This is a genomic window from Thalassotalea piscium, assembly GCF_030295935.1.
GTDB lineage: Bacteria > Pseudomonadota > Gammaproteobacteria > Enterobacterales > Alteromonadaceae > Thalassotalea_B > Thalassotalea_B piscium.
On sequence record NZ_AP027362.1, the window covers coordinates 828,554 to 846,231 of the forward strand.

The window sequence follows — 17,678 nt, forward strand, 5'->3', positions numbered from 1 at the left end:
CTTACTTTAAATGATTACTTCAAATATAAGCAAAGGCGAATTGTGTCTAATTTTTGGAATCTGATTTTTTATAAAGCATCGTCAAACTTAATGGCGGAAAGTAAAAAAACGTATTTAAGTTTTTTATGGTGGTTTTTTGAACCAATGCTTTTGATGGTTATTTATTATTTAGTATTTGGCCTCATTTTAAGTGTGGAAACAGAAGACTTTGTGTCATATTTACTTATCGGTTTAGTCGTTTGGCAGTGGCTCTTCCGAACTGTTACTAATAGTGCTAACTCAATAACAGACGCAGGGAGTATAATTGGTAAGGTTTCAATTAATAAAGTTTTTTTCCCGGCTGTAACAGTATTAACTGACGCTGCGAAGTCTTTATTTGTATTTTTGGTGCTATTTCTATACTTATTTATTGTGGGTTATGAAATAACTAGTGCATATTGGGTTTTACCTCTACTATTTGCTTCAGAGCTTCTTTTAGTGATTGCTATTTCACTATGGGCTGCGCTCATTGTTCCATTTCTTCCTGATGTGAAAATTTTAATAAATAGTGTGTTAATGGCAATGATGTTTGCATCTGGTATTTTTTACTCTACAGACTTAATCCCCCCTAGTATCGAAAACTATTTTTATTTAAATCCTATGGCTTACCTGATTCAATGTTATCGGGATGTTTTACTTGAAGGGAATGTCCCTGATTTGGTTTATCTATCTAAAATGACATTTGTTTTTATCATTCTTATTCTAGGTGCATTAGCCTTTGCTAAGCGATTCAATAATTCTTATTTTAAAGTGGTTCTAAGATGACGAATGAAGTAGTACTTGAGCTTAAAGATGTAGATATAAATTTTCGAGAATCTTTCTCAATTTTTTCTAAAGAAAAAAATATTTTAAGGAATATTTCTTTAAGTTTGTTTAAGGGAGAAACATTAGGGGTCTTGGGGTCTAATGGAGCAGGAAAAAGTACATTGCTATCATTATTAGCAGGTGTTGTAAGCCCAGACAAAGGAACAATAAATACCTTTAAAAACAACGTTGCATTACTTAACTTGAACTTAGGCATGGACGTTCGTCTATCTGGTCGTAGGAATGCAGTATTGCAAGGCTTGTTTTTAGGCTATTCATATAATGATATATTTTTGAAAATGCCAGCAATAATTGAATTGTCTGGTTTAAGCGCTGTTATTGATAAACCTTTTTACACATATTCATCCGGTATGAAAGCAAGACTTGGTTTTTCTGTTGCCTTCCACTTAGACACAGATATTCTTTTGATCGATGAGATGTTAGGTGTAGGTGATGCTGAATTTAGAAGGAAGTCAACTTACTTACTTAAACAAAAGATTAATTCAGACCAAACTGTTGTATTGGTTACCCATAACATTAAATTACTTAAGCATTTATCCGACAGAGTGCTTTGGTTAGAAGATGGCCAAGTAAAAAAAATTACTGGGCCTGAAGAATTAGATAACATATTAGATTAAAGAGATTAAAGATGAGTTCAGACTTTCCAAATTTTTTACGTACAGCCGATACTTTATGTGGTCAAGTACTTAACCCAGAAAGTACGCGAGTACTATTTCACCATTTACCAAAAACAGCAGGTTCTACTTTCAGAGCAATTTTAGATGGTCTTTTTAATAGCAACGAAATTTGCCCAGCAGAAACTCATTGGGAGTTGCAAAAAAGTATCCAAGATAACCCTAATTTATATCGATTATTTGCAGGGCATTTTACTTATGATGTTATTGATAAGAACTTGAAAGGCGATATTTGGCTTACTTTTTTGCGTTCACCGGTAGAGCGCGTTGTTTCTCAGTACCATAATCATCTTCATGAAGCTAGACAACCAAAGTCATGGATTGATAGAGTACAAAACACAAAAACAGAAGATATTCCTATTAGTGATGAATGGCGTGAATACCATAAACTTATGAAAGATTATACCTTAATTGACTGGGTAACTTCTGAAAACCGCCATGCAAACGCTACAGCCTGTAACTTACAAACGCAATCTTTTATAAACCGTTATCAAACTGATGAGACTGGTTGTCGTATAGATAAAAGAGATTGGAGTATTTACGATGAAGATTTGGTTAATGAAGCTAAACGAAATCTAGCCAATAACTTTCAATTTATTGGATTACAAGAGTATTTTGATCTAAGTTTAGATATATTTTCAATGACATTTGGTAGATATCCGTTTTCAGATAGTTCTGCTTTTACAACTAATTTAAATATAGATAAAACCCTGGGTAGTAAATACGACTTAGCCTTTGAAACAAGATCACTGATCGAAAAGCGCAATTCTATGGATATGGAATTATATCAGTTTGCTAAAGAGTTATTTTTCAATCGATTAAGAACGTTAAACAAGTATTACATAGATAATGATCGTTTAAATAGAATAGCAAGTCTTAATAAGAGTCGCACATGTAGTAGTAATAAAGTATTAAATACTAATAAAATTATTTCTATCGAATGTGTAGATTATGTTCAAGGTTTTTACTCTTTGGAACGTAGTGGTGATAAGCATTTTAGATGGTCTGGAAATGAGTCTTTATGTATCTTAGAGTTAAATGAGTGTTTAAAAGCATCAACGGAATATAAAGTTAAAGTTCATGCTATCGCGGTGTTAAACGAAGCAGTTTTAGAGTCTATTTCTGTTAATGTTAATGGAGAAGTTGTTAGTGATTTTAAGGTAAAAAAGTGCTTAACAGGTGGGTATGATGTTATATTTAAAGTATCAGGAGATGCTGGCTCTAGTGTTTTATCTGTTCAAAAAATTGGTATTATGTCAGCAACTGAAAAAGAACCGACGGAGCAGGCAGGTGCAAGGCAGTTAGGGCTTGCAATTAGCTCTATTTCCATAAGCTGAATCTAGGAATATTATGTCTTTTGTTTATAAGTTCTTGGTTTTTTTTATACCTAAAAAAACTAAAGAGAAAATGATAAATTACTTTTCTGCTTTGCTTTTTAATCACCAACAAAAAGCTTGGATCAGTGATGTAATGAAAGTGCTTGACCAGAAGTATGAGAGGCTAGCAAGTGAAAATGTTCAGCAAAAACTTTATATGGACTCTATTTTGCAATTAGTAAATCAAAAGTATGAAACCCTTGCAGGGCAAGATGTTAAACAAAAGCTTTATGCCGATTCAATTTTACAATTAGTAAATCAAAAGTATGAAACCCTTGCAGGGCAAGATGTTAAACAAAAGCTTTATGCCGATTCAATTTTACAATTAGTAAATCAAAAGTATGAAACACTTGCCGGGCAAGATGTTAAACAAAAGCTTTATATAGACTCTGTTTTACAACTAGTAAATCAAAAGTATGAAACACTTGCAGGGCAAGATGTTAAACAAAAGCTTTATATAGAGTCTAAGCTTAAGCTATTAAATCAAAAACAAGAGTTGTTGCAAAGTGAATTTCATACTGAAAAATCAAATTTGGGTAAAATAAAAACTCATTTGCAAAGCGATATAGAAAAAAATTCTACTAAGCAAGCAAAGTTGCAATCTGAACTTGCTGATTTATTGAAATCTACAAAAAAAGAGATATTAACTCAAGCTAACATCAATGAAAAAATTTCTGATTTTAACCATGATATTATGGAAAGCTTAAGTAATGAAATATTACTTGATGATGAATATCGAGAATGGGAATTACAGTTTGAGAATAAAACAGATAAAGAAGAATATCTGAAAAGTTTAATTTCTGGTGTTAATAAAGAAGATAAACTTCTTGATATTGGCTGTGGTGCAGGTGAGCTTATTGAATATACTCAGCAGCAAGGCATTATTTCAAAAGGTATTGATATAAGTGAAAAGGCAATTGCATCGTGCAGGGAGAAAGGTTTAGATGTTAACCTTAGTGATGCTTTAATATATTTGTCGACTGAAAAAGAAAATACATATGACTATGTCACACTAATCCATATTATTGAGCATATTCCGCCTAAAAAATTGAGAGATATATTTAATTTAGTTTATTTTGTGCTCAAGCCAAAAGGGCGGATATTTATTGAAACGCCAAATGTACAATCGCTTTTTACCTTGAGTCGTTATTATTATATGGACTCAACCCATTTACGACCAAAGCACCCCTCATTAATTAAATTTGTATTAGAAAAAACTGGTTTTAGAAATGTAGAATTAAATTTTAGTGATGATATTCCTGAAAATTTTAATTTTTCTAAACTTGATAAACGGTCAGGAGACGTATTGAATGAAATATTATTTAGTGGTGGCGGCAATATTTATTTACAAGGGAGTAAATAAATATGTCACAAAAAAATAAATTAGCTATTTTTACTCCGTTACCACCAAGTAAAACAGGAATCGCTGATTATTGCTGCGAGCTCGGAGAAGCATTAACGAAGTTTTGGGAAGTTATTTTCGTTATTGCTAATGATGCACTAGACCCAACTTGGCTGCCTGATGGTTGCTCATTTTATCGATTAGATGAGTTTTCTAAAAAATCTAAAATGAAGAAGATTCCTAGAATCTATCAGATGGGGAACAATGTTCACCATGCTTATATGTTAGATGAAATTGAAAATAAACCAGGTTTATTAGTTTTACATGATTACTCTATGCACCATTTATTGGTTGAAGAGACTTTAGCTAAAGGCGATACCGAGAAGTATAAGGCATTGCTTCGCCATGATTATGGCGAACTTGGTGAAAGAATTGCTGAAAATAGAGAAAATTATATTTTCGATCATTTACTTGAGTTTATGATGCCGATTAACGGAACATTAGTTGATTCTTCTCTGGGCGTGGTTGTTCATTCATATCAGTCACTTTTAGATTTAGAATATAGGTTTCCTGAAAAAGCAACTAGGCGGATACCATTTCCATTTACAAATGATATAGATGGCTGTTTTTTGGAGAGTAAAACAGTTGCTAGGGAACAGTTAGGTATTCCAAAAGAGAAGTTGATTTTTTCATCTATGGGATTTATCACGCCTCCTAAACAAATTGAATTTGCATTAAGGGCGCTAGCTAATGTAAAAGAATACATCCCTGACTTTGAATACTGGTTGGTTGGTGATAAGTCTGACGCTATTGATTTAGACTCGCTTCTAGAAGAGCTGGACTTAGTTGAACATGTCAAGTTGACGGGCTTTGTAACTTTTGAAGAGTTTCATCATTATTTACAGGCATCTGATGTTGTAATTAGTTTGCGTTATCCGAGTGCAGGAGAAACATCAGCAGCTCTATTTAGAGCTATGGGGTTAGGTTGTTGTAATTTGGTATTTGATTATGCTTCGTTCTCAGATTTTCCAGAAGGTACCCTCATTAAAGTACCTTTAGACACCTTTGATACAACGATGATGGAAAGTGCAATTAAGTATGTAGCAAATGATGAAGAGGTTAGGCTTCAGATAGGGCAAACAGCAAAAGAATTTATTTTAAATAAACATGACGTTAGTATTGCGGCATTAGAATACACACAGTTTGTAAAATCGACTTTTAATAAGTAGTTAGTATTGAATTCCTTTATTGTAACAACCAGTCATTCTGTAATTTTTCTTAATATAGAAAACAATATAAGTATAACAATTCATTCTGGATCAGGGCTTTATTACGGAGTTGCTAAATTGCAGCAGCATTATTATGTTGCTTGCCGTAATAACATCGACAGTTATCACTCTGAAACTGAAAAATGTGAATTAATTATACTTGATGATTCTTTAAAAGAAGTTGGCAGGATTTCTCCTGATTTTGACTTTGGCGATGTTCATGGAATAGTCGCCATAGATAATGAAATATGGTGTACATCAACGGCTGATAATTCCATTGTTATTTGGAATAGTGATACTAAAGTATGGCGTAAATGGTACCCGGTAGCTGAAAGAGGAAAAGACTACAATCATTTTAATTCTATTGTAAAACTTCCTTATAATAGGCTTGGGCTTGTAGCCCATAATAAGGGTAAAAGTACGCATTATATATTTCATATTGACACATTAGAACTTATTGAAACCTTTGATTTAGGCATGCATGCACATAACCTCTGGCTAGATGAAAATAATGCTTTTTTTACTTGTAGTTCAGCTGAAGGCCTCTTAGTTAATACCCATAATAAAGTAATTCGAATTGGGGATTTTCCTCGAGGTGTTGCTGTTTCATCAAAATATTCTTTAGTAGGTATGTCAGAATTATCATTGAGAGAGTTGCGAGATCAAACCGATGGTTATTTACGATGTTTTGATCATGATTGGCGGTATTTATTTGATCTTATCTATCCAAATCAAGGAATGATTTTAGATGTTTTTGCAGTCAATGAAAATATAAATATAAATAAGACAACATATAAAAATAATGATGTTGAGCATATAAAAGAAAGAAGAAATGATTGTTTTTATTTACATTCAGAGCAATCTTCTTATTATTTAGCTACAGGGCAATGGTCTAAGCCTGAAGAATTTCGTTGGACAATAGCCCAAAAAAGCCAAATAAGAATATCCTATAATGAAAGTCATACCTTGATGAAAATTTATGGGTATAATGAACATTATATAAATGAAAATATTTTATTTTTACTTAATGATGAACTAGTCGCAGAGCTTTTTTTAAAGCGTAGTGGTCAATTTGAAGTTACGGTTAAATTACCCAAAAACTTAAGTGCTACTACTTCCGAGTTAACTATTTCAGTGCCTTACTTAGTGAGATATAATGATGTTGATTCACGAAATTTAGGTATAGCAATTAAATCTATTCAATTTATTAATGAAAGAGAATTTGAAAAATGAAAACAGCAGTAATAACAGGGATCACCGGGCAGGATGCAGCATATTTAGCTGAGATTCTTTTGGAAAAAGGATATAAAGTCTACGGCACTTACCGCAGAACAAGTACTGTGAACTTATGGCGCATTGAAGAGCTAGGTATTGAAAACCATGAAAATTTAGAATTGTTAGAATATGATTTAACAGATTTATCTGCCAGTATTCGTTTATTACAAGCAACTAAACCCGATGAACTTTATAACTTAGCCGCACAAAGTTTTGTGGGGGTTTCGTTTGAGCAACCAATAACGACTGCTGAAATTACAGGTATTGGCCCGGTTAATTTGCTAGAAGCTATTCGCATTGTTAATCCTAAAATTAAGTTTTATCAGGCATCTACGTCAGAGATGTTTGGTAAAGTTCAAGAGATCCCTCAAAAAGAGAGCACACCTTTTTATCCTCGAAGTCCATACGGTGCAGCCAAGTTATATGCACATTGGATGGTGATTAACTATCGTGAATCTTATGATATATTTGCTACTAGTGGTATTTTATTTAACCATGAGTCACCCTTACGTGGTCAAGAGTTTGTTACACGGAAAATAACCGACTCTGTTGCTAAAATAAAATTAGGTAAGCTTGAAGTGTTAGAGCTTGGTAATATGGATGCCAAACGTGATTGGGGCTTTGCAAAAGATTATGTGGAGGGGATGTGGCGTATGTTGCAAGCAGATAAGCCCGATACATATGTATTGGCTACGAATCGTACCGAAACCGTACGTGATTTTGTAACCATGGCATTTAAAGCAGTAAATATCGAACTTGAATGGAAAGGCCGTGAAGAAAACGAAACCGCTGTAGATGCAAGTACAGGTAAAACATTAGTAAGCGTTAACCCTAAGTTTTATCGACCAGCGGAAGTTGAATTGTTAATAGGTGATGCTACTAAAGCGAAGAATGACCTTGGCTGGGAGCCAAAAACAACTTTAGAAGAGCTTTGTGCGATGATGGTAGAAGCTGATCTCAGGCGTAACGAAAAAGGTATTTCTTTTTAGTTATGAAAACAATACTTGTAACTGGCGCTTCGGGTTTTACTGGGCGCCATTTTGTTTCTCTAGCAAATAAACTGGGCTATGAATGTGTTGCTTTATGTCATAAAACAACAGATAGAATTGAAGGTTGTACCTCAGTTGTGGTTGCTGATATAACTAATAAAACTGAGCTTAAAGCACAGCTATGTAAGCTCAAGCCTAATTTTGTTGTGCATTTGGCCGCTATTTCTTTTGTACCCCATGGTGATGTCACAGACATTTACCGGGCTAACTTAATTGGTACCACTAATTTGATCGATTGCTTGGTAGAGCTTAAATTACCTATTGAAAAGGTTTTAGTGGCAAGTAGTGGTAATGTTTATGGAAACAATACACAACTACCTATCGAAGAAAGTATGCCATTCACTCCTGTTAATGATTATGCTGTTTCTAAAAGTGCAATGGAATTAGCACTAAGTGTTCGTTTTAATCAATTGCCGATTATAATTGTGCGTCCTTTTAATTATACAGGGGTAGGGCAGGCTGAACATTTTCTAATTCCTAAAATTGTTAGTGCCTTTAAACGTAATGACAACTCAATTGAGTTAGGTAATTTAGAGGTAGCAAGAGATTTCTCAGATGTACGAGACGTAGTGACTGCATATATTAAGCTTTTAGAAAGCGACGTTAAGTCTGAGGTATTTAATGTATGTACAGGTGTAGCGACATCCTTGTTATCGGTAATTAATTTATTAAATGAATTCTCAGGTTATAAAATTAATGTCGAAGTAAATCCTGACTTTGTTAGAGGTAATGAAATTAAAGAGTTATATGGAGATAATACTAAACTAGTAAAGGCAATTGGCGAATATCAAAATTATGAATTGTTAGATACTTTAAATTGGATGTATAAACCTTAAATGAAGGTTGTTTTAGGCTGCGACCCATTATTACAACCTTTAACAGGTATTGGTCATTATACCAATAACCTAGGTAAGTTAATTAAAGAGCATGAGCAAATAGAAGAACTTAAATTTTTTGCTCATGGTAAATTTTTCTCTGACCCTATCGTCAATTATGATTCTCCTGAAAAGAATACTGACAGTCAATCGACTTCTTTTGCCAGAATAAGGAACAAACTTGCCACCTTTCAAAGCGTTGTAAAGGCATACCAATTATTACAACCGATAGTGACTAAGTCGGCACTTAAGCGATATGGTTCATATATCTTTCATTCTCCTAACTTTATCTTACCAAATTTTGATGGTAAGAAAGTTGTTACAATACATGACTTATCAACATTAATTTACCCTGAATTCCATCCCAAAGTTAGAGTAGATTTTGTCAACCAAGCGATATTGCACTCTTTAGATACAGCTGATCATATTATTACCGATAGCCTATTTATTAAAAATGAACTGTTAAGCAAGTTTTCCGTAAATAAGAAGAAAGTATCTGCAGTACATTTAGGTGCAGACCCACAATATTATCCTCGAACAAAAAGTGACTGTGAGTGTATACTAGAACAATACCAGCTTGAATATGGACAATATTTTTTATTTGTATCTACACTCGAACCACGCAAGAATTTAGAAGGGTTGCTCGATGCATTCATGCTTTATCGTGAAAAGTATACGAATGGTTTACCATTAATATTAATTGGAGGTCTGGGCTGGAATAATCAACGTATTGTGAAAAAAATTGAAAAGTTAACGAGTCGAGGGTGGGGCAAATATTTAGGTTATATTCACCAACAGCATATTCCCATTCTATACTCGGCTGCGGCTGCATTATTATTTCCATCAGTATATGAAGGGTTTGGTTTACCGGTGCTAGAGGCAATGCAATCAGGCATACCTGTGTTAACTTCTAAAAACTCGTCAATGCAAGAAATTACACAAGAAAATGCTGCTTTAATTAATTTTGACGACATATACGATATGATGCTAGCAATTGAACGTTTGGCTATTGATTCAGAGTGGACAAGCCTTTTAATCCAAGGTGGCCTTGCCCGTGCAAGAGATTTCTCTTGGGATAAATGTGCTAATGAGACTGTTGGTGTCTATAAGTTAGTGTCAAAATAGTTAATAGTTCGTTATTAATGCTATTAAGGTATGGAATTGAAAATATTACACATAGGTAAATATTTCCCCCCGTTTCATGGTGGTGTTGAAAACTTTATGTTTGCTTTGATGGAGCAACAAAGTCTTGATGGGCATCAAGTTAGCGCAATAGTACATCATCATGAGAAAAAGCAGCCATTTATTGTGGAAGTAATAAATGGAGCTAAAGTGCATCGAGTACCATTTTTTGGACAAGCGGTATATGCGCCTATATCACCGACTTTTGGTTATTATCTCCAACGGATAGCTAAAGAAGAAAAACCTGATATTATTCATATTCATACTCCTAATTTATCAGCCTTTTGGTGTTTGTTTTTTCCTTGTGTAAGAAATATTCCATGGGTAATACAATGGCAATCAGATGTCATTGGAGCCGTACCTGATACAAAAATAACGATGTTATATCCATTTTATCGGTTATTTGAAAGGGCTTTACTTAATAAAGCGAGTAAAATTATTGTAGCAACTCCTCCGTATGCTCAGACAAGCAAACCATTACGCCTATTTCAAAATAAAATAGAGGTTGTTCCTCTAGGACTATTTGGCAATAACTGTGATGTTATCAATGCGAGTGTTTCTCAAAATACTCTTAACTTACTTATGGTTGGTCGTCTTACCTATTACAAAGGACATACTTTATTACTTGATGCATTATCTGAATTAAGCAAACAGGGTCTAGTTATAAATTTAACCATAGTCGGTAACGGGGAATTAAAAGAACGTATAATAAATCAGATTGAAAAATGTAATTTGGCTAAACAAGTTACATTATTATCTAATTTGTCTGATGAAGCGCTAGCTGTCGAATTGAATAACACAGACTTACTGTGCCTACCTTCAATAGAGCGAACAGAGGCGTTTGGTGTGGTGCTTTTAGAAGCAATGAGGGCAAGTAAACCTTGTTTAGTTTCTGATGTTGAAGGCTCTGGTATGAGCTGGGTAGTTCAAGACAATAAAACCGGATTTGTAGTTAAACATAATAACGTTAAAAGCTTAGTTGATAAACTTCGTTATGTTATCGAACATCCTGAATTGCTTACCAACTATGGTAAAGCAGGGAGAGAGCGCTTTGACAAGCACTTTGCAATAAGCTCAGTTAGCAATAAAATTACAAAAATTTATCAAAAACTATTATCTTGATGTCATCTAAATAACTTATTACTCGCAGTTTTGCTGTGAAAACTTTATAATTTGTTTTTTATTATTAATTCGTGTCAAAGCCAACTAAATTGAACCATCAAGAAATCTGTATTGTTATGCCAGCAATGAATGAAGAAGACACTATCGGAAAAATAGTGTCTCAAGCTTGTGCGCTTAACTATAAAGTGATTGTTATAAATGATGCGAGCACAGATAATACTGCGATTGAGGCTAAAAAAGCGGGGGCACAAGTCCTTTCTCCTATAAAAAATTTAGGTGCATGGAAAGCCACGCAAGCGGGATTGAGATTAGCGGATAAATTAGGTTACAAGTTAGTTGTAACTATGGATGCAGACGGTCAACATAATGTAAGCGATATAGCGACATTAATAAAAAGTCATAAAGAAGGGGCTGATGTTGCTATTGGTAACTGCACAGAAAGGGGCAGTACGGGTAGACATATCGCATGGCAGTTTTTTAAACGTGTTAACCGCCTATCTGTTTCTGATATTACTTCAGGCTTTCGCCTTTATAATGAAAAAGCATTGAAATGTTTAACTTCAAGACAAGCAACTATGTTTGAATACCAATGTGTTGGAGTATTATTAATGATGAGAAATATGAGCCTTTCTATTGAAGAAGTCGCTGTCACTATGAACGATAGAAAAGCGGGAGTTTCTAGAATATTTCATTCATGGTTTGCTGTCGGTTATTACTTATTATACAGCGGCCTCTTATCAGTAAGTAAAGCGTTTCCGACCAAAAAAGAGCGCTATTTTAAACGATTAACAGGGCTTAATAATTTTGACTAATCCGCAAATTGTTTCTTCTATCATTGGTGTGGTATTGGCATTCACCATTTATTGGTTGGTTAGACGAGATCATATAGCTCCTCGCCAAGCATTACGCTGGATTTTTGTTGCTTTTATTGTATTAGTGCTGGGCACATTTCCTGTAATAACTGACTGGATTGGTCATGCAGCAGGAATTTCTTATCCGCCTATAATCCCCGTTATTTTAGGGTTAGGTGCTGCAATAATTAAAATATTGTTAATGGATATTGAGCGAAATAAAGTAGATGTAACACTAGACCGTATTGTACAAAAGCTAGCAATATTAGAGTCACAAATTGAAGTTAACGAAGCAAGTCGTACTAAAGAAATAAAGAAATAATAAGTTTAATAGCGGTCATAGGTGAGAATTTAAGAGTAATATCATATTTTTTAGGTTAGGCGTTGCTGTCGAAGAATCGGGCATTAGGTTTATGTAAATAAAACTACCTACCAGCTCATTAGACAGTACTCTTAATTAAAGGCAACTATTGTTGGTAAAATGTTGACGGTATAAATGCCGACCTACAATTGAAAAGGGTGATGATAATTAGGTTGATGTAGATGAAATTACCTACCAGCTCATTAGACAGTACTATTAATTAAAGGCAACTATTAATGGTAAAATGTTGACGGTAAACGTCTTGACGGCATAAATGCCGACCTACAATTGAAAGCATAATGTTAATTTAGGTATTTAAGCTTATTGCGTCTTAATATCCAGTTTATGAATAATGGCTAAGTCTTGCTTATTTTTATTTTAACATTGCGAGAAATTATTATTTTTAATAATCATTTCCGTTATTTTTATTGATAATCAGAGCAAATAAAAAATATATTTTAATATAGGAAATCAGTTAGTGAAATTAATGTCTGTAAAAATATTACCTGTTGTAAAAATAATTATCGTATTGGCTAGTATAATTTTATCAGGCTGTTCTTCAACTAATGCTGTTGACCAACAACAAGCAAACGCTATTAACGACCCGTTAGAATCAATAAACCGCCCATTTTGGACCTTTACATGGGAATATGCCGACAAATACGCACTTAAACCTGTTGCAGAGGGCTATGTTAATTACGTTCCTACAGACATTAGAACAGGCCTCCATAATGCCGCACTTAACTTAAATGAGCCGTCTGCAATTATTAACAGCTTACTGCAAGGCAAGTTTAGTAGTGCTGCAAAAAGTACAGGTCGATTTTTACTAAACTCAACTATTGGTCTTTTAGGAATATTTGACCCTGCCAGTGACTTTGGCTGGGGAAGAGAACATGAAGAATTTGGTGAAGTATTAGGTAAGTACGGTGTAAGCGATGGCGCTTATCTTGTTGTTCCCGTGTTAGGGCCCTCTTCGGTACGAGAAGAAGTTGGAGACTATGTTGATCGTTACTATTGGCCGTTAGCAGTTATTGATTTTTGGCCGAATGTGGTTAGAAGTGCAATAATTGGCCTTGAATCAAGAGCTGCATTGGTTGACCAAGAGCAACTTATTCGAAACTCAATAGACTCATACGAATTTGTTAAAAATGCCTATTATCAGAATATGCGTTATAAAGTTTACGACGGAAATCCACCGATAATTATTAACGAAGACGATGAAGCAGACTTAGAAGCATTTCTTGAAGAGTTTGACGAAGCACCTATAGAATAATGAAAAGGTAAAGCTTCTTATCAGATTAAATAATTGAGTGTTACTTTGAAAGTGGTACACTTGAAAGAATTTTTTTTTACAGGGCTAGTTTTATTAGGCTGTAAGTATATTAATTAATTGGAAATTTTGGCGTTTAGAATGATAAAAACTTGTAAGTATATTGGCTTTGTCCTACTAATGTTCACTGGTATTACCATGGCTGCACAATTGCCGAGTAATATTTCACCTCAACAGCTTGCACAATTTAAAAAGCTGCCGCCAGCGCAGCAAAAATCATTAGCGCAAAGTATGGGGGTCGACTACAACGCCATCAGAGCACAGTTAAATCAAAAAACAACCAAAACTGGCGCAAATGAAAACGAACCCCTGCAACAGTACTTTCCTCGTGGTACGCAATATGATGAGTTAGGTAATCCTATATACCAAGATGAACAATTTGTTCAACAGCCAGAAAAAGATGATGGTAAGCCTAAGCCTTTTGGTTACGACGTTTTCGCAAATGCACCATATACCTTTGCTCCAACAATAGACATTGCAGTGCCCGAGCAATATATGATCGGCCCTGGCGATCTACTCTCTTTGCAGATGTTTGGTAAAGAAAATAATGAATACGAATTAGAAGTGAGTCGCGAAGGGCAAATTATTGTTCCGCAACTAGGGCCATTCACCGTAACGGGAATGACATTTTTAGAAGCAAAAAAATACCTATCGAATCAAATTCAAAATAAAGTATTAGGTGTTGATGTTATTGTAACTCTTAAAGAACTACGCTCTATCCGCGTTTTTGTTTTAGGTGATGCCTTTAAACCGGGTCCTTATGTATTAAATTCATTATCAAGTATCACACATGCAATTTTTGCTTCTGGTGGTATAAACGATATTGGCTCTTTAAGAAATATCCAATTAAAACGTGGTGGAAAATTAATAACTACGCTTGATTTATACGATCTGTTAATTAAAGGTGACTCTTCAAATGATCTGTTATTAAAATCTGGTGATGTAATCTTCATAGCTCCTGTAGGCGAGCGCGTTACTGTTGATGGCGAAGTTACACGACCAGCTATTTATGAATTAGTAAAGCAAGACAATTTCAAGTCATTAATGGAAATGGCAGGTGGTTTACTTCCATCAGCCTACCCATCGTCAACTGTAGTCGAGCGCTTTAACAATCAAAACTTACGCACTGTTTTAAATGTTGATTTATCTAAGCAAGAAACATTAGATAAACCTGTTCAAGGCGGCGACTATGTACGAGTAATGAAAACATCCTCACTGTATGAAGAATCTGTAATGGTTATTGGAGCTGTTACTCGCCCAGGAAAATATCAATGGAAAAAAGGACAAAAAGTTACTGACTTATTGCCAAATATTCATTCATATTTAGCTGATAAAGCTGATCTTACTTATAGTTTAATTATTCGTGAAAAAGATATAGGTCGCAACATAGACGTACTACAGTTCAGTATATTTAAAGCGGTAGCTGATAAAAACTCTGCTGATAATATTGAACTACAGCCTCGTGATAAAATTTTAGTTTTCTCAAATGTTGAAACCGATACGGCAAATGTAAAGTCGTTAGATGACTTTGCATTAACAAAAGAGCTATTACTGGAGCGTGAAAAAAAACAAGCTGAAGAAAGCTACAATGAACGAATGTTTTGGGAGTATTACAGCGACGACCCTGAAAACTTATCAAGTAAACGAGCGGCAAGCATTGATAAAGCCGAAGAAACTTTAAAACAAGCGTATTTATCTTTAGATGAACTAGCTGGAAATATCACGGCAGAAGTTGACATAAAAGATTTAGGTTATTTTTCTCGTAAACGTCTACTAGTCCCCGTTATTGATCAGCTCAGAAGACAGTCTGCTTCTGGTCAACCTATGCAAATTGTTGAAATAGACGGTGCAGTTAAATACCCGGGAATATACCCTTTATCTAAAAATGCAAGAGCGGTAGATATTGTTAAGGCTGCTGGTGGTTTACTTGAGTCAGCCTATTTAGTTAAGGCTGAAATAACACGTGATGAAGTTAATAGAGAAATAGCAAATAAATTAACATTAGAATTGAATTTAGCAAAGGCACTTAAAGGTGATGTTAATGAAAATATCAAGGTGAAAAGTAAAGACCGACTTAATATCCATCATATACCTGCTTGGCAAGAAAATCATATTGTGGAATTAAAAGGTGAGTTTAAATTTCCAGGCAAATACACTATTAGACGAGGCGAATCTCTTAGTAAATTAATTGAAAGAGTGGGTGGCTTTACAGATTATGCTGATACTCAGGCGTCATTATTTACTCGTGAAAAACTCAAACAAATGGAGTTAGAAAATCTAATAAAAGTGTCGGAAAGTTTGCGTATGGAGATCGCATCTAAAAGTTTAGCGCAGCGTGATGGCTCTCAGAGCTTAGATTATAGCCAAGCAAGACTATTACTAGCAGACTTAACTAAGGTAACACCTGTAGGTCGGTTAGTTGTTGATATACCTAAAGTTATTTCGGATACTAATACAGATATAATGTTAGAAAACGGCGACGTATTATATGTGCCTACTAACCAAGACTCTATTAATGTGGTTGGGCAAGTACAAGTAGCTACTTCGCATATTTATCAACCAGAATTAGATGCATACGATTACATAAAGCTAAGTGGTGGTGCAAAGAAGCAAGCTGATGAAGGGCGAATCTATGTAATTAAAGCTAACGGTTCAGTACAAATGACCGATAGTGGAAATTGGTTTGCAAGTAACACAGGGAATAATTTACGTCCGGGTGATACGGTAGTTGTTCCTTTAGATTCTTCCTATATGGAAAATATCACATTATGGCAAGTATCTACCCAAATTATTTATCAAGCAGCTGTAGCTATTGCGGCAATATCTGGCATATAAGCCTAAAAAATTAACAAAAAATATACATTTAGCACTTAATAACACGCTAATTATTTATTTATTTATTATTAAGTGCTACCCCCTAGCTATATAAGCAATAGACTATTATAATTAGCCCCAATTTTTGGGTCTCTTGTTCTTTGATGGATTAAAGAACGTACTAACAAGTATATTTGGTAAAATATTAATGTTGCTAATTTCTTCTGCTCTACTCGTTGCCTTTTTTGTATCAGTATTAACGATTAAAGTATTACTTCCTCTTGCCCCTCATATAGGTTTGGTAGACTTACCTAATGATCGCAAAAAACATGATGGGGCTATTCCATTGATTGGGGGCATCTCTATTTATACCGGAGTATTAATTGCCTCAACATTTTTTGTTGAACAAAGCCAACTGCTTAATCTTTATTTTATTTCTTCAGCACTTCTGGTATTTATTGGCACAATGGACGACATATACGACCTAAGCGTTGCTCCTCGCATGATATTTCAGGGTATTGTTGCGACATTAATGGTCTTTGGTGCAGGTCTTTATATTCACGATTTTGGTAATTTATTCGCGCTAGGCAATGTTGATATTGGACGTTACGGCATGATTTTTACTATGTTAGCCTGTATAGCCGCGATTAATGCATTTAATATGATCGACGGTATTGACGGCTTAGCAGGTTCGATGAGTATTGTTACTATAACATCAGTTGCAATACTTACAGTTTTGGAAAATGCAAACGCCGATATTTTATTACCATTGATATTAGTTGTTGCAATTATTCCATACCTTTTTTATAACGTGAGTACACGCAACCCACGCGGTAAAAAAATATTTATGGGTGATGCTGGCAGCATGTTTATGGGGCTAAGTGTTATTTGGTTACTTGCTATAGGTACACAAAGCTCGGATGAAAATACCGCGGTGTTTCGTCCGGTAACCGCACTTTGGATCATTGCAGTACCGTTAATGGACATGTTCGCGATTATGTTCAGAAGAATCCGTAAAGGGGTGTCACCATTTAAAGCTGATAACGGCCACTTGCATCATATTTGTATGCGCTTAGGCTTATCTTCTCGTCAAGCATTATGGGCAATAAGTGCTTTGTCAATTACACTAGCCTTATGTGGAATTGCAGGCGAATATTTTAATACGCCAGAGTGGCTAATGCTCAGTTTATTTATCCTTGTATTTTTCGGCTATTCTTTTTCAATTCAACACGCTTGGAAATTTGTACGGGCTTTAAAGTAATAATATTTTGTATCAAAAGGTTAACTAAGCATTA

General features: G+C 34.6%; 15 protein-coding genes. All 15 read left to right on the top strand.

Features of this window, described 5'->3' with window-relative positions:
- Positions 1-42: 42 nt before the first annotated feature.
- The 15 genes from QUD79_RS03460 (at position 43) to wecA (ending at position 17,644) form a co-directional block, all read left to right on the top strand.
- Positions 43-804 carry an ABC transporter permease gene (locus QUD79_RS03460; protein WP_184423595.1) on the top strand — a complete coding sequence of 254 codons (762 nt, stop codon included), beginning with the start codon at positions 43-45 and terminating at the stop codon, positions 802-804.
- The gene (locus QUD79_RS03465; protein ID WP_184423594.1) at positions 801-1,481 is read left to right on the top strand and encodes an ABC transporter ATP-binding protein; all 681 of its coding nucleotides are present in this window, start codon (positions 801-803) and stop codon (positions 1,479-1,481) included. The genes QUD79_RS03460 and QUD79_RS03465 overlap by 4 nt, the downstream gene beginning before the upstream one ends.
- 11 nt (positions 1,482-1,492) lie before the next feature.
- The gene (locus tag QUD79_RS03470; protein ID WP_184423593.1) at positions 1,493-2,875 is read left to right on the top strand and encodes a sulfotransferase family 2 domain-containing protein; all 1,383 of its coding nucleotides are present in this window, start codon (positions 1,493-1,495) and stop codon (positions 2,873-2,875) included.
- Positions 2,876-2,888: 13 nt separating this feature from the next.
- Positions 2,889-4,277, top strand: coding sequence for a class I SAM-dependent methyltransferase (locus QUD79_RS03475; protein ID WP_286289894.1), 1,389 nt, complete (start codon positions 2,889-2,891; stop codon positions 4,275-4,277).
- Positions 4,278-4,279: 2 nt separating this feature from the next.
- Positions 4,280-5,485: a glycosyltransferase family 4 protein gene (locus tag QUD79_RS03480; protein WP_184423590.1), complete on the top strand. Its 1,206-nt coding sequence runs from the start codon at positions 4,280-4,282 to the stop codon at positions 5,483-5,485.
- Positions 5,486-5,491: 6 nt separating this feature from the next.
- Complete coding sequence (locus tag QUD79_RS03485; protein ID WP_184423589.1) at positions 5,492-6,757, top strand: YncE family protein; 1,266 nt, start codon at positions 5,492-5,494, stop codon at positions 6,755-6,757.
- Positions 6,754-7,788, top strand: coding sequence for a GDP-mannose 4,6-dehydratase (gene gmd, locus QUD79_RS03490; RefSeq protein ID WP_184423588.1), 1,035 nt, complete (start codon positions 6,754-6,756; stop codon positions 7,786-7,788). The genes QUD79_RS03485 and gmd overlap by 4 nt, the downstream gene beginning before the upstream one ends.
- A 2-nt stretch (positions 7,789-7,790) precedes the next feature.
- Complete coding sequence (locus tag QUD79_RS03495; RefSeq protein ID WP_184423587.1) at positions 7,791-8,684, top strand: NAD-dependent epimerase/dehydratase family protein; 894 nt, start codon at positions 7,791-7,793, stop codon at positions 8,682-8,684.
- Entirely contained in the window at positions 8,685-9,848 is a 1,164-nt protein-coding gene (locus QUD79_RS03500; RefSeq protein ID WP_184423586.1) for a glycosyltransferase family 4 protein, read from the top strand. It begins immediately after the preceding gene.
- 36 nt (positions 9,849-9,884) lie between these two features.
- Positions 9,885-11,027 (top strand): glycosyltransferase, encoded by a 1,143-nt coding sequence (locus QUD79_RS03505; protein WP_184423585.1) that lies wholly within the window; start codon positions 9,885-9,887, stop codon positions 11,025-11,027.
- A gap of 89 nt (positions 11,028-11,116) precedes the next feature.
- Entirely contained in the window at positions 11,117-11,839 is a 723-nt protein-coding gene (locus QUD79_RS03510; protein ID WP_221435153.1) for a glycosyltransferase family 2 protein, read from the top strand.
- On the top strand, positions 11,832-12,200 hold the full coding sequence (locus QUD79_RS03515; RefSeq protein WP_184423584.1) for a DUF2304 domain-containing protein: 369 nt from the start codon (positions 11,832-11,834) through the stop codon (positions 12,198-12,200). The genes QUD79_RS03510 and QUD79_RS03515 overlap by 8 nt, the downstream gene beginning before the upstream one ends.
- A 526-nt stretch (positions 12,201-12,726) precedes the next feature.
- Positions 12,727-13,512, top strand: coding sequence for an MlaA family lipoprotein (locus QUD79_RS03520; RefSeq protein WP_184423608.1), 786 nt, complete (start codon positions 12,727-12,729; stop codon positions 13,510-13,512).
- A gap of 138 nt (positions 13,513-13,650) precedes the next feature.
- Positions 13,651-16,404, top strand: a complete 2,754-nt coding sequence (locus tag QUD79_RS03525; RefSeq protein WP_184423583.1) for an SLBB domain-containing protein — start codon at positions 13,651-13,653, stop codon at positions 16,402-16,404.
- A 187-nt stretch (positions 16,405-16,591) separates the two neighbouring features.
- Complete coding sequence (wecA, locus tag QUD79_RS03530) at positions 16,592-17,644, top strand: UDP-N-acetylglucosamine--undecaprenyl-phosphate N-acetylglucosaminephosphotransferase (RefSeq protein ID WP_184423582.1); 1,053 nt, start codon at positions 16,592-16,594, stop codon at positions 17,642-17,644.
- The last annotated feature ends 34 nt before the right edge of the window (positions 17,645-17,678 follow it).

Bases quoted from the DNA above. Each gene is read 5' to 3' on its own strand.
- QUD79_RS03475 (WP_286289894.1), top strand. From the start codon at position 2,889: ATGTCTTTTGTTTATAAGTTCTTGGTTTTTTTTATACCTAAAAAAACT.
- QUD79_RS03465 (WP_184423594.1), top strand. From the start codon at position 801: ATGACGAATGAAGTAGTACTTGAGCTTAAAGATGTAGATATAAATTTT.
- wecA (WP_184423582.1), top strand. From the start codon at position 16,592: ATGTTGCTAATTTCTTCTGCTCTACTCGTTGCCTTTTTTGTATCAGTA.
- QUD79_RS03520 (WP_184423608.1), top strand. From the start codon at position 12,727: ATGTCTGTAAAAATATTACCTGTTGTAAAAATAATTATCGTATTGGCT.
- QUD79_RS03470 (WP_184423593.1), top strand. From the start codon at position 1,493: ATGAGTTCAGACTTTCCAAATTTTTTACGTACAGCCGATACTTTATGT.
- QUD79_RS03480 (WP_184423590.1), top strand. From the start codon at position 4,280: ATGTCACAAAAAAATAAATTAGCTATTTTTACTCCGTTACCACCAAGT.
- QUD79_RS03495 (WP_184423587.1), top strand. From the start codon at position 7,791: ATGAAAACAATACTTGTAACTGGCGCTTCGGGTTTTACTGGGCGCCAT.
- gmd (WP_184423588.1), top strand. From the start codon at position 6,754: ATGAAAACAGCAGTAATAACAGGGATCACCGGGCAGGATGCAGCATAT.
- QUD79_RS03500 (WP_184423586.1), top strand. From the start codon at position 8,685: ATGAAGGTTGTTTTAGGCTGCGACCCATTATTACAACCTTTAACAGGT.
- QUD79_RS03525 (WP_184423583.1), top strand. From the start codon at position 13,651: ATGATAAAAACTTGTAAGTATATTGGCTTTGTCCTACTAATGTTCACT.